The organism is Bradyrhizobium genosp. SA-4 str. CB756, from assembly GCF_000473125.1.
In the GTDB taxonomy this organism is placed as follows: domain Bacteria; phylum Pseudomonadota; class Alphaproteobacteria; order Rhizobiales; family Xanthobacteraceae; genus Bradyrhizobium; species Bradyrhizobium arachidis.
Window position 1 is genome coordinate 1026386 of record NZ_KI421499.1, and the last position, 11643, is coordinate 1038028.

The window sequence follows — 11643 nt, forward strand, 5'->3', positions numbered from 1 at the left end:
CGGGCGACATTGGGCTGGGAAGGGGAGCGCCAATGAACTCCGTAACGACACCGATCGAGCCGCCTTATGCGCTGTCTGCGCGCATAGACGCACAGCTCACGCATACCTTCGCGAAAATCAAGAGCGTGGATGAAGAGATCGCGCGCGCCAACGAGCAGCTTGCCCGGCTGGAGCGCGATGCCGTGCGCAGTCGCCCGCGGCGTGGCGGAACAGCGCTGCGCGGCCTCGCCGGTCTCGGGCTGGCTGCAGGGATCGGCATCGCTGCCTTCGTCTCGCAATCATCCCACGGTGATACGGTCAGGCAGATGTTCGCAGGTTGGGCGCCGGTGCACGCTGCGACGTCGTCGCAGTTGCAAGCAGAGCCGGTGCGCGAAGCCGAGACGAGCCCGACTGCTCAATTGGCCGAGGCATCGCCGCAACCGGCATCTGCGGCCGAGACCGTACCGGAGGTCGTCGCGCCAACCGGCGGCACACTCCCGCCGGAGTTGACCGAATTGCTGCAGAAGCTGGCGAGCGATCTCGCAAACGTGCAGCAAGGCATCGATGAGCTCAAGGCGAGCCACGCGCAACTGAGAGCGAACCAGGAGCAAATGTCGGTCGACAATCTCAGGCTTGCCGATGAGTTGAAAGCAGGCCAGGAACAAATGACGCGGCTCGTCGCCAAAACCCCTGAAGATAAGGCGTCTGAAAGCAAGGCGTCGGATAACAAGAGGCCCGAGATCGCCGGCAAAACGACCGACCGGTCGAACGCGGGGCAGAAGACGAGCGCAGCACCAGTGCCTGCGTCACGTCCGGCTGCGGCTCATACGCCCAAGCCGGCGGCGGCAACCTCGTCACCGCATGCCGCGGTGCGACGGACGGCTCCGGTCCAGCTGCAATCGGCGCGACAATAGTCGCGATCGATACGAACCCGTAGTCGCGGCCACATTCACGGCAACGATCGCTCCACATCGATGGTGCCGACGCCGCCGAGAATGACCGCCGGCATCGCGCCGAGACGGCGGTCATGCCGCTTTCGAATTCGCCAAGCCGCACCGGCGCGACGCGGGTCACGCCGCCGATCGTATGGCGCCCATCGATCCAAGGTGTCGAGTAATCATGGAAGCGGGACGGCGGGCTTCATGAGCGCCGCCCGCGTCCGGCTATCGGCTTGGTTGAGATGGCGCTGCCACGAGGCAGGCCACGATCCGGCGGACCAGTGGCAGCACCATCAGCAACGTAGGAAAGGCGACGAGCCACGACAGCGCCCATGCGCCCGGCCAGGTCGCCAGGAACGCCGGCGTCGCGCCGAGGCTCCGCAGGGTCGAAATGACCGACACCACGGCCGTCATGAGGACGGACAGCACGAATGGCATCACGATCGGCGCATAGCGCGCCGGCAGTTTGCGAACCGCAATCATCTGATTTCTCTTCGAGAAAGGACGCGTCAGTCACGTTGAACCCATTAAAATGGCATCGATCCCGACGGCGTCGGTTGATGCGTTGGTTCACGTGAACGCTTACGGCGACCGCAAAACGGCGCGGCTGTTCATTATCCGCTCAGGTTGAGTGGTGCAAGCTGGATCGGCTGGTTCGGTTTACAATCGTTCAAAGCGTGGCAGATTGCCGCGATCCTGAAACCATTTCAGTGGTTTGCGTGTTAGGTCACGTTTGAATAGTTTTTTTGGCGAGAACAGAGGACGTCAAGATGAGCAATCGACCCGTCACTTCCAGGTTTGGCCGCACCGCTGCGCTGGCCGCGTTCGCGGGCCTTGCCCTGGCTGCGGCTTCGGTATCGCCGTCGGTTGCGGCGTCCCCCGTCGCGGCCAAGACCTTGCCCACCACCGCGGCAGGTCCGGCTTCGTCCAATGCCACCGATTTCAGTGCAGCCCGACGCCATCGTTATTATCGACGCGGGCCGAACGCCGCGGGTCTCGCCTTCATGGGCGTCGCGGCAGGTCTGATCGGAGGCGCGATCGCCGAGAGCCGGCGCCAGGAGTACTACGACAACTATTACTATGCTCCGCGTCCGTACTACGGCGGCCCGGGCTATTATGGCGGCGGTCCTTATTACGGCCCGCGCTACTATCCCTATTAGGCGACCGGTTTCGCAAAAAGGGGCGGTGCCTTGCACCGCCCCTTTTTTGCGTCCGGCATCGCGGGATGCCGCGGTCGATGATGCTGTGTCCCTCGTCTGTCAAGCGGCGCAGAGGACGTAGGATGGGTAGAGCTCTTGCGAAACCCCTCATGCTTCGCGCAACGAAGAGGTGATGGGTTTCGCTGTGCTCTACCTATCCTACGAGAGCTACACGTCCTGCAAGTTACCGTCCCGCCGGTGCCGACATCGCGCCGTTGGCGTAGCGCGACCAGTCGGGTTCGGTCGGCTGCGAGGGCCACATTGTCGCGTTGGAGTTACGCACCGATTGGGTGACGGGGGCGGGATGCGCCTTGCGGACGTGGTGGCGGTCACTTGCCGCGGCGGTCTGGATGGTGACCGCGGCAATCAAGGTAGCGCCGAGAATGGCGAAAGATTTCTGCATGTCGTTTCTCCCGTGACGACGCTCCGGCGGTGGGGTCTTGTGTGTTCGTCGTCGCCGCTGACATGGCGATGGGCCTTTCCGAATATCAGCGGCGCCGCCTTCACGTTGGAGCGAGCAAACTTTTTGGTCCCGGCTAAATATTCGGCAATCACACCCGTGACGCGGTGGACTTGCCCGCCGCAATCCGGTTCAATGCTGCGAATTGGCTTTCCAGGCGACAACGATGTCGAAATATCTGCTGGTCCTGTTGTTGATGGCCTCACCGGCGGCCGCGCAGGTCAAATTGACCCCGAAGGCCACGGCGGCGCATCCGGACCCCTGCGCTCCGATCGGGCGCACCGCGGACGGCAAGCTGGTCTACTCCATGAAATGCGAGAACCTTCCGGCACCGCCCGCGCCACCGCCGCAGGCCGAACTGAAGGAGGCGCCGCAGCCCGCCACTGAGGCGGAGCCGGAGGTGCGGCGGAGCGGCATCTTCGGTTGGTCCTACGACCGCCGGTGACGGCCCGCGCCACTTGCGCGAAGGCCCATGGAATGCTCTTTGCTTGGAAGTTCCCGTGGGGCCATCGCCCCCGACCCAGAGAGATGAGATGAGCAAACTCGTTATCCGCGCCGGCGATTTCACCTTCGATGCCCGCTTCGAGGAGCAAGCCGCGCCCAAGACCGTCGCCGCATTCCGCAAGGCGCTGCCGTTCGAAAGCCACATCATCCATGTGCGCTGGAGCGGCGAGGCGGTATGGATGCCGCTCGGCGACCTCGATTTCGGCGTCGGCTACGAGAACCACACCAGCTATCCCGCGCCCGGCCAGATCATCCTCTATCCCGGCGGCATCAGCGAGACCGAGATCCTGATGGCCTATGGCGGCGTGAGCTTCGCCAGCAAGATGGGCCAGCTCGCCGGCAATCACTTCATCACCGTGACCTCGGGGCTGGAGAATCTGGCGACTCTCGGCAAGGCTGTGCTCTGGAAGGGCGCGCTGCCGATCCGCTTCGAGGAAGTCTGAGTGACTGACGCCCGCTACCCGCGCGATCTCCGCGGCTACGGTCGCAACCCGCCGCATCCGGAGTGGCCGGGCAACGCGCGGGTCGCGGTGCAGTTCGTCGTCAATTTCGAGGAAGGCGGCGAGAACAACATTTTGCACGGCGACCGCGCCTCGGAAGCGTTCCTGTCGGACGTGCTTGGCGCGCAGCCCTGGCCGGGCCAGCGCCACGCCAACATCGAATCCATGTTCGAGTACGGCTCGCGCGCCGGCTTCTGGCGGCTGTGGCGGATGTTCAATGAGCGAAAGTGGCCGACCACTGTGTTCGGCGTCGCTACGGCGCTGAAGCGCAATCCGGAAATCGTCGCGGCGATGAAGGAGTCAGGCTGGGACATCGCCAGCCACAGCCTGAAATGGATCGAGCACAAGGACATGACCGAGGCGCAGGAGCGCGCCGAGATCGCCGAGTCCATCCGCGTCCATACCGAGGCGACCGGTTCGCGGCCGCTCGGCTGGTACACCGGGCGCTCTTCGATCAACACCAACCGCCTGCTGATGGAGGAGGGCGGCTTCCTCTATCTCTGCGACTCCTATGCCGACGATCTGCCCTATTGGGTCAAGGGCGCCAAGGGCAAGCAGCTCATCATTCCCTATACGTTAGACGCGAACGACATGCGGTTCATCAACCCGCAGGGCTTTGCCGAGGGCGAGCAGTTCTTCACCTATTTGAAGGACGCCTTCGACGTGCTCTATGCCGAGGGTGAAACCGCGCCGAAGATGATGTCGGTGGGGCTGCATTGCCGTCTTGCCGGACGTCCCGGCCGCGCCGCGGGCTTGATCCGCTTCCTGGACTATATCGGCAAGCATGATCGCGTCTGGGTGCCGACGCGGCTCCAGATCGCGCAGCACTGGCACGACAAGCACGCGCATCTCGCCGCCGACGCGTTCGAGATCGGGTAAGGCGATGCCGCAGATCTCGCTCGCCGATCTCAACGCTGCAGGCAAGGCCGATTTCGTCGCCGCGCTCGCCAACGTGGTCGAGTATTCGCCCTGGATTGCGGAGAAGCTTGCCGAGCAGCGACCGTTCGCCGGCATCAACCAGTTGCACACGGCATTGATGGGGGCGATCCAGAGTGCCGAGCCTGACGCGCAGCTCGCGCTCATCCGTGCTCATCCCGATCTCGCCAACAAGACCCAGCGCGCCGCAGGGCTCACGGCAGAATCGACCGACGAGCAGAACAGCGCCGGCCTCGACCGGCTGTCGGATGCCGAATACGCGGCGTTCGAGCGCGTCAACAGCGCCTATCGCGACAAGTTCGGCTTCCCCTACATCGTCTGCGTGCGCCGTCACACCAAGGATTCCGTGCTGCGCGATTTCGAGACGCGGCTGCGCAACATTGCCAAGACCGAGACGCGGCGTGCGATTGAGGAGATCGGCCGCATCTCGGCGCTGCGGCTCGATCAGCTCGTGATTGCCGACGACAAGTTGAAAGTGCACGGTCGCCTGTCGACGCATGTGCTGGACAATCACGCCGGCAAGCCTGCGTCCGGCATTCCGGTCGAGCTCATAGAGCTCGCCGCGCTCGGTGAGAGCCGCGTGATCGCGCGCGCTATTACCAATGACGATGGCCGCACCGACCAGCCGCTGATCGGCGGTCGGCCGCTGCCGATCGGTCGCTACGAGCTCAGATTCAGCATCGGCAAGTATTACGCTGAACGCGGCGTGCAGACGCCCGATCCGCCCTTCCTCGACGAGATCCCGCTGCGCTTTGCGATCAGCGAGCCGGAAGGCCATTACCACGTGCCGCTGCTGGTCACACCCTGGAGCTATTCGACCTATCGCGGCAGCTAGCTGCCGAATTTCTCGAGCAGCGCCGGAAACAGCCGGTCCGGCTTGAACGGCGGTGCGGTGAAGCGGATGCCGGTGGCATCCGCGATCGCATTGCCCAGTGCGGCGGCGACGGGATTATAGGGACTCTCGCTCATCGACTTCGCACCGAGGGGGCCGATGGTGTCGGAGGTGTCGGCGAAGAAGACCTCCGTGCGCGGAACGTCGGCGAAGGACGGCAGGTGATAGTCGCGGAACTTCGGGTTGGTGACGCGCCCCTCGGCATCGATCACCATCTCCTCATAGAGCGCAGCGCCAAGCGCCTGCGCCACGCCTCCTTCGACCTGGCCGCGGCACTGCATGGGATTGGCGACGACGCCCGCGTCCGCCGCCTGCACGCTGCGGAGAATCCTGAGCTCGCCGGTGCCCTTGTTCACGGCGACGCGAAAGCCCTGCACGTTGAAGCCAACCGAGCGCGGCGTGCCGCCGGAATTGCCGGCAGCGGCAAACGGTTTGCCACGCTCGCGCGCGAACGTCGCGAGCTCTGTGAAGGGCATCCGCCGCACGCCGCTGACGACCGCCTCGTGGTCGAGCGTGCAGCCCGCGGTGTCGCTCAGCCACGCGCTGGCGGCCGCGGCCTTCAGCTCGGTCGCAAGCTGCATCGCAGCCGCATGCGTGGCCTTGCCCGCGACGAAGGTGCCGGCGCTGCCATAGGCGCCGGTGTCGTGGCCGCCATGGGCGGTGTCGGACTGGCGCAGGCGGATGCGGTCGACTGTGGTCGCAAGGATCGTCGCGGCGATCTGCCGGTGCACGGTGCTGGTGCCGTTGCCGAACTCGGCGGTGCCGACAGTGAGGTCGAAGCTGCCATCGTCGTTGAGCGCGATCATGGCATCGGCGATGTGGCCGGCCGGCGGCACGGTATCGATCATGGTCAGCGCCACGCCGTCGCCGATCAGCCATTCCGGCGACAGCTCCGGCTGCGGACCACCCGCCTGCATCGCGCGCTCGACGAGGTCGATGCACTGATCGAGCCCGTAGGAACCATAGAGCACGTCGTGGAACTCGGACGGCGGGGGCGACAACATGGGATCGCCCAGCTTGACGACGTTGCGCCGACGCATGTCGTAGGGGCTGACGCCGAGCTGCCTGGCCAATTCATCGATCGCGGCTTCGATCGCGATCTGTGTCTGCGGCAGCCCATAGCCGCGAAACGCGCCTGCTGGCACCGTGTTGGTGTAGACGGCGTAGCCGTCGACCCGCTTGTTCGGGCAGTTGTAGACCGCGATGGACTCGGACAGCGAGTGGAACATCACGGGACCGGCGTGATTGCCGTAGGCGCCGGTGTTGGAGAGCACGTCGAGCTGGAGCGCGGTCAGCCTGCCATTGGCATCGGCGCCGGCCTTGATGTGGACGCGCATCGGGTGCCGGGTCGAGGTCGCGATGAACTGCTCCTCGCGGGTCAGCTCCAGCTTCACCGGACGTCCCGTCCTGAGCGCGGCGAGTGCCAGGATGTCCTCGACGAACATCTCCTGCTTGCCGCCGAAGCCGCCGCCGACGCGCTCGCAGAACACGCGGACCTTGTCCATGGGACGCTGGAAGATATCGGACAGCGCGCGGCGAGTCAGGAACGGCACCTGCGTCGAGGTGCGGACATTGAGCACGCCTGCGGCATCAAGCCAGGCGAGGCCGCCATGCGTCTCCAGTGCCGCGTGCTGCACGCGATGACTGTGGAAGGTGGCCTCATAGGTGACGGCGGAGGAGGCGAGTGCTGCGGCGACGTCGCCGAACTCGCCATGCGTCTCCGCCGCGAGGTTGCGCTGGGGATCGGCGATGCGGTTCGCCGTGGTGCGATCAGGATGAAGGACGGGCGCGCCCGGTGCCATCGCCTGCTCGGGATCGATCAGCGCCGGCAGGATGTCGTAATCGACCTTGATCCGGCGACACGCCTCCTCGGCGGCGGCTTCGCTCTCGGCGACGATCGCAGCAACCCTCTGCCCGATGAAGCGGACGACGTCGTCGAGGATGCGGGTGTCCTCGGGATCCATCCAGTCCTTCTCATGCCGGGCGGTCGAGATCAGCACCGATGGCGCATCCTCATGCGTCAGCACCGCGTGCACGCCGGGGATGCGCAGCGCCTCCGACTTGTCGATCGCGACAATCCTGGCATGCGCATGCGGCGAGCGCAGCAGCTTGACGTGCAGCAGGCCGTCGATGGCGGTGTCGAAGGTATAGCGCGCCTTGCCGCGGACCACGTCGGGGCCTGCGGGGGCCGGGAGGCTGCGGCCGAACGCGGCGCCGGCCTCGACGCTGTCCTCGACATTGGTCTTGCCGAGCAGCGCGTCCTCGATGGATCGATAACCGGTGCAGCGACAGATATTGCCCTTGAGCGCCGATCCGAGATCGGTGCGTTGCGCCTGGTTCAGCGAGGCGCAGGTCAGGATCATACCGGCGGTGCAGAAGCCGCATTGAAAGCCCTGCGCGTCGAGGAAGGCCTGCTGCATCGGATGCGTGCCGCGCTCGCCGCCGAGACCTTCGATCGTGGTGACGACGTGGCCGTCGGCGCGGAAAGCCGGGATCAGGCAGCTATGCACCGGCTCGCCGTCGAGCAGCACGGTGCAGGCGCCGCAATCGCCGGCATCGCAGCCCTTTTTCACGCCGAAATGGCCGAGCTCGCGCAGGAACGTCCGAAGGCACTGGCCCGCGCGCGGCTCATCCGAAAACACCTTGCCGTTGACCTCGAAACTCACGATGGCGTTGCCCCCAAGAGTTCGGCGCGGATCTCCTCGGCAAGCCGTAGCGTCATGTGCTTGCGCCAGAGCGGTTTGCCGTGGATGTCGGTGTGGTACAAATCATCCGTGATCTGCTGCGCGATCACCTCGCGAAGCACGCTTGCGTCCGGGGCCTTGCGAAACGACAGCTGGATCGGCCGCACCGTCGATGCCGTCACCGTCAGCGTCAGCGTGCCGTCGGCATCGAGGCTGCCGATCAGAAGCGCCGCCGAACGGCCGACCGGCGCCAGCGAGATCTGGCGAAACGCCGTTCGGCGCCTCAGAGCGGCAATCGGAATGTCGATCTGCCGGATGAGGTCGCCCGGCGTCAGCCGATTGCGCTGGTTGCCGGTGACGAAGTCGGCGACGGGAATCTTTTGCTCGCCACCGCCGGCCTTCCAGATGGTGCAGACGCCGTCGAGCGCCGCGGTGAGCGAGATCATCGGTCCGGCCGGCAGCGACATGCAGAGATTGCCGCCGACCGTCGCCGTCTTCCAGATCTTGAACGAGGCGAGGAACGCGCGGCAGCACTGGCCGATCAGCGGAGCAGCGAGCCAATCCGGCGGACAGGCGAAACCATCGAACTGCGCCACGGTGCAGGTGGCGGCGATGGAGAGATGGCTGTCCGTGATCGTCAGCGCCGGCCATTTCAGGTCGGTGAGATCGATCAGCCGCGTCAGATGGACCTGCGGCTCCGAGAACAGCCAGGTGCCGCCCGCGAGCCAGGCATCGCCCGCCGTCCAGACCGGCAGCTGCGCGCGCGTTTGCGGATGGGCGACCGTCGTGATGGTATTCAAATCCATGGCTGCGCCAGCGCTTTCGCCCGGTGAATCGTGGGATGAGTCTTGCAAGACCGGAGCCAAGTCGCAACAAACAAGTCGCAGCCGAAACGGCGTTTGGGCACTTGGCCGCATTGGGTGCCTGTCGCGCGAATGTGAGGAGAAGCGGGATCATGAGCGACGCAAAGCCGGTCTGGATCAAGGATCCGCTCGCCATTCTCGGAGACGGTGCCGAGCGCGGTGTCGTGGTGAAGGATGGCCGGATCGTCGAGCTGGTGCCGGCCGGCGGCACGCCGGCGACGGCGGATGTCGCGGCGTTCGAGGCGGGCGAGCACGTCGTGCTGCCGGGCTTGATCAACACCCATCATCATTTCTATCAGACGCTGACGCGAGCGGTGCCGGCGGCGATGGACCGCGAGCTGTTTCCCTGGCTCCAGGCGCTCTATCCGGTGTGGGCGAAGCTGACGCCGGAGCGACTCGAACTCGGCGTCACCGTGGCGATGTCCGAATTGCTGCTGTCGGGTTGCACCACGACGACAGATCATCACTACGTGTTCCCGGCCGGCCTCGAAGAGGCCATCGATATCGAAGTCAGCATCGCGACACGCCTCGGGATGCGCGTGCTGCTGACGCGCGGCTCGATGAACCTGTCGCAGCGCGACGGCGGCCTGCCACCTGACAGCCTCGTGCAGGACGAGGACGCGATCTTGGCCGACAGCGCGCGCGTAATCGCAAAATATCATCAGCGGGGCGCGGATGCGATGGTGCAGATCGCGCTGGCGCCGTGCTCGCCGTTCTCGGTGACGACCTCGCTGATGCGCGCGACCGCCCACCTCGCCGACAAGCTCGACGTGCGCTTGCACACCCATCTCGCCGAGACCGAGGACGAGAACAGATTCTGCCAGCAGATGTATGGCTGCCGTCCGCTCGATTATCTCGAGCAATGCGGCTGGCTCAATGCGCGAACCTGGCTCGCCCATGGCATCTTTTTCAACGCTGACGAAATGGCGCGCCTCGGCAAGGCGAAGACCTCCATCAGTCACTGCGCGTGCAGCAATCAGATCCTCGCGTCCGGCTGCTGCCCGGTGTGCGAGATGGAGGAGGCTGGCGTCGGCATTGGGCTCGGCGTCGACGGCTCGGCCTCGAACGACGGATCGAACCTGATGCAGGAAGTGCGCGCGGCGTTCCTGCTGCAACGCGCCCGCTATGGCGTGAGCAAGGTCAGCCACAAGGATGCGGTACGCTGGGCCACAAAGGGCTCGGCGGCCTGCGTCGGCCGGCCGGAACTCGGCGAGATCGCCGTCGGCAGGGCCGCCGACCTGGCGCTGTTCAAGCTCGACGAATTGCGCTTCTCTGGCCACGGTGATCCCCTGGCCGCACTGGTGCTGTGCGGAGCGCATCGCGCCGATCGGGTGATGGTGGCGGGGAACTGGACCGTGGTCGACGGGGCGATCCCGGGCCTTGATGTCGCCGATCTCATCCGCCGCCACAGCGCAGCGGCGCGGGCCATGCAGGCGGGATGATCGAGGCAGAATAGATGGAGGGGGCGACCACAAGTGCCGGGTGCTTCTGGCCACCCCCTCCAAACCTCCTCCGGGAGGAGCAGGTGATTTAGTCAATGCAAGAAGCGTGCTACTTGCCCGGCAGCTTGTCGTCGATGCCCTTCACGTAGAAATTCATGCCGAGGATCTGGCCGTTGTCGAGGTGATCGCCGCCTTTGCACTCGATCGGCTTGCCGTCCTGCCCAACGACCGGGCACTTGAAGGGGTGCAGCTTGCCCGCGGTGATTGCAGCCTGGGCATCCTCGGCCATTTTCTTCACGTCGTCAGGCATGTTGGTGTAGGGCGCCATCGCGAACATGTGGCTGTCGAGGCCGCCCCAGCTGTCCTCGGACTTCCAGGTGCCGGCGAGCTCGGCCTTGACGCGCTCGATGTAGTAGGGGCCCCAGGTGTCCAGGATCGAGGTCAGCTGGGTCTTCGGACCGAACTTGATCATCTCGGAGTCCTGGCCGAAGGCGAGCTTGCCGCGTTCGCTGGCAATCTGCATCGCCGCTGGCGAATCCGTGTGCTGCATGATCACGTCGGCGCCCTGGTCGATCAGCGCCTTGGCGGCATCGGCCTCCTTGCCCGGATCGAACCAGGTGTTGGCCCAGATGATCTTGACCTTGATGTTCGGGTTGATGGTCTGCGCCGCCAGGATCGTCGCGTTGATGCCGGAGACGACCTCCGGAATCGGGAACGAGCCGATATAGCCGAGCACGCCGGACTTCGACATCTTGGCCGCGATCAGGCCCTGGATGTAGCGGCCCTGATACCATTTGGCCGAGTAGGTCGACATGTTCGGGTTGCGCTTGTAGCCAGTGGCGTGCTCGAAATGCACGTTCGGATATTTCTTGGCGACCTTCAGCGTCGGGTCCATGTAGCCGAACGACGTCGTGAAGATCAGCTTGTTGCCGGCGCGGACGAGCTGCTCGATGGCGCGCTCGGCATCGGGCCCTTCGGGCACGTTCTCCAGATAAGTGGTCTCGATCTTGTCGCCGAGCTCCTTCACCAGCGCCTGGCGTGCCAGCTCGTGCTGGTAGGTCCACCCCAAGTCACCGATCGGACCCAGATAGATGAAGCCGACTTTCAGCTTGTCGGCGGCGGAGGCTGCGCTGACGCTTCCGGCAAGCAACAGCCCGGCAGCCAGCGCAAGAAGTGATTTCCTCATCATCGATCTCCAAAACATCAGGGGAAAGCCACGATCCGCAAGGCGCGCGCCCCATCGCGC

The 11643-nt window shown here is 65.2% G+C and carries 12 protein-coding genes; 7 read left to right on the forward strand and 5 right to left on the reverse strand.

Annotated elements, in window-relative coordinates:
* The first annotated feature begins 32 nt into the window (after positions 1 to 32).
* Positions 33 to 893 carry a hypothetical protein gene (locus BRAGE_RS0104880; protein ID WP_027562414.1) on the forward strand — a complete coding sequence of 287 codons (861 nt, stop codon included), beginning with the start codon at positions 33 to 35 and terminating at the stop codon, positions 891 to 893.
* Positions 894 to 1142: 249 nt separating this feature from the next.
* Here the strand turns inward: BRAGE_RS0104880 and BRAGE_RS0104885 are convergent, their stop codons facing one another.
* Positions 1143 to 1400, reverse strand: a complete 258-nt coding sequence (locus BRAGE_RS0104885) for a DUF2798 domain-containing protein (RefSeq protein WP_027562415.1) — start codon at positions 1398 to 1400, stop codon at positions 1143 to 1145.
* A 287-nt stretch (positions 1401 to 1687) separates the two neighbouring features.
* On the opposite strand from BRAGE_RS0104885, the gene BRAGE_RS0104890 reads away from it, so the two are divergent.
* Positions 1688 to 2077 carry a hypothetical protein gene (locus tag BRAGE_RS0104890; protein ID WP_027562416.1) on the forward strand — a complete coding sequence of 130 codons (390 nt, stop codon included), beginning with the start codon at positions 1688 to 1690 and terminating at the stop codon, positions 2075 to 2077.
* A 223-nt stretch (positions 2078 to 2300) separates the two neighbouring features.
* On the opposite strand, the gene BRAGE_RS0104895 is transcribed toward BRAGE_RS0104890, so the two are convergent.
* A complete protein-coding gene (locus BRAGE_RS0104895) occupies positions 2301 to 2519 on the reverse strand; it encodes a hypothetical protein (RefSeq protein WP_027562417.1) in 219 nt (72 codons plus the stop codon).
* Positions 2520 to 2742: 223 nt separating this feature from the next.
* Here BRAGE_RS0104895 and BRAGE_RS0104900 point away from each other — a divergent pair, with 223 nt between their 5' ends.
* From BRAGE_RS0104900 to uraD, 4 genes are all read left to right on the forward strand, one after another.
* Entirely contained in the window at positions 2743 to 3021 is a 279-nt protein-coding gene (locus tag BRAGE_RS0104900; protein WP_027562418.1) for a hypothetical protein, read from the forward strand.
* An 88-nt stretch (positions 3022 to 3109) separates the two neighbouring features.
* Positions 3110 to 3523: a DUF3830 family protein gene (locus tag BRAGE_RS0104905; protein WP_027562419.1), complete on the forward strand. Its 414-nt coding sequence runs from the start codon at positions 3110 to 3112 to the stop codon at positions 3521 to 3523.
* The gene (puuE, locus tag BRAGE_RS0104910; protein ID WP_027562420.1) at positions 3524 to 4459 is read left to right on the forward strand and encodes an allantoinase PuuE; all 936 of its coding nucleotides are present in this window, start codon (positions 3524 to 3526) and stop codon (positions 4457 to 4459) included.
* A gap of 4 nt (positions 4460 to 4463) precedes the next feature.
* Complete coding sequence (uraD, locus tag BRAGE_RS0104915; protein WP_027562421.1) at positions 4464 to 5351, forward strand: 2-oxo-4-hydroxy-4-carboxy-5-ureidoimidazoline decarboxylase; 888 nt, start codon at positions 4464 to 4466, stop codon at positions 5349 to 5351.
* Here the strand turns inward: uraD and BRAGE_RS0104920 are convergent.
* Entirely contained in the window at positions 5348 to 8074 is a 2727-nt protein-coding gene (locus BRAGE_RS0104920) for a molybdopterin-dependent oxidoreductase (RefSeq protein ID WP_027562422.1), read from the reverse strand. The genes uraD and BRAGE_RS0104920 overlap by 4 nt on opposite strands.
* The gene (locus tag BRAGE_RS0104925) at positions 8071 to 8898 is read right to left on the reverse strand and encodes an FAD binding domain-containing protein (protein WP_027562423.1); all 828 of its coding nucleotides are present in this window, start codon (positions 8896 to 8898) and stop codon (positions 8071 to 8073) included. Before BRAGE_RS0104925 ends, BRAGE_RS0104920 begins: the two co-directional genes overlap by 4 nt.
* Positions 8899 to 9047: 149 nt before the next feature.
* Between BRAGE_RS0104925 and BRAGE_RS0104930 the strand changes: the two genes are divergently transcribed.
* A complete protein-coding gene (locus tag BRAGE_RS0104930) occupies positions 9048 to 10397 on the forward strand; it encodes an 8-oxoguanine deaminase (RefSeq protein ID WP_027562424.1) in 1350 nt (449 codons plus the stop codon).
* 109 nt (positions 10398 to 10506) lie between these two features.
* On the opposite strand, the gene BRAGE_RS0104935 is transcribed toward BRAGE_RS0104930, so the two are convergent.
* Positions 10507 to 11583 carry a BMP family ABC transporter substrate-binding protein gene (locus BRAGE_RS0104935; protein ID WP_027562425.1) on the reverse strand — a complete coding sequence of 359 codons (1077 nt, stop codon included), beginning with the start codon at positions 11581 to 11583 and terminating at the stop codon, positions 10507 to 10509.
* Positions 11584 to 11643: the final 60 nt, after the last annotated feature.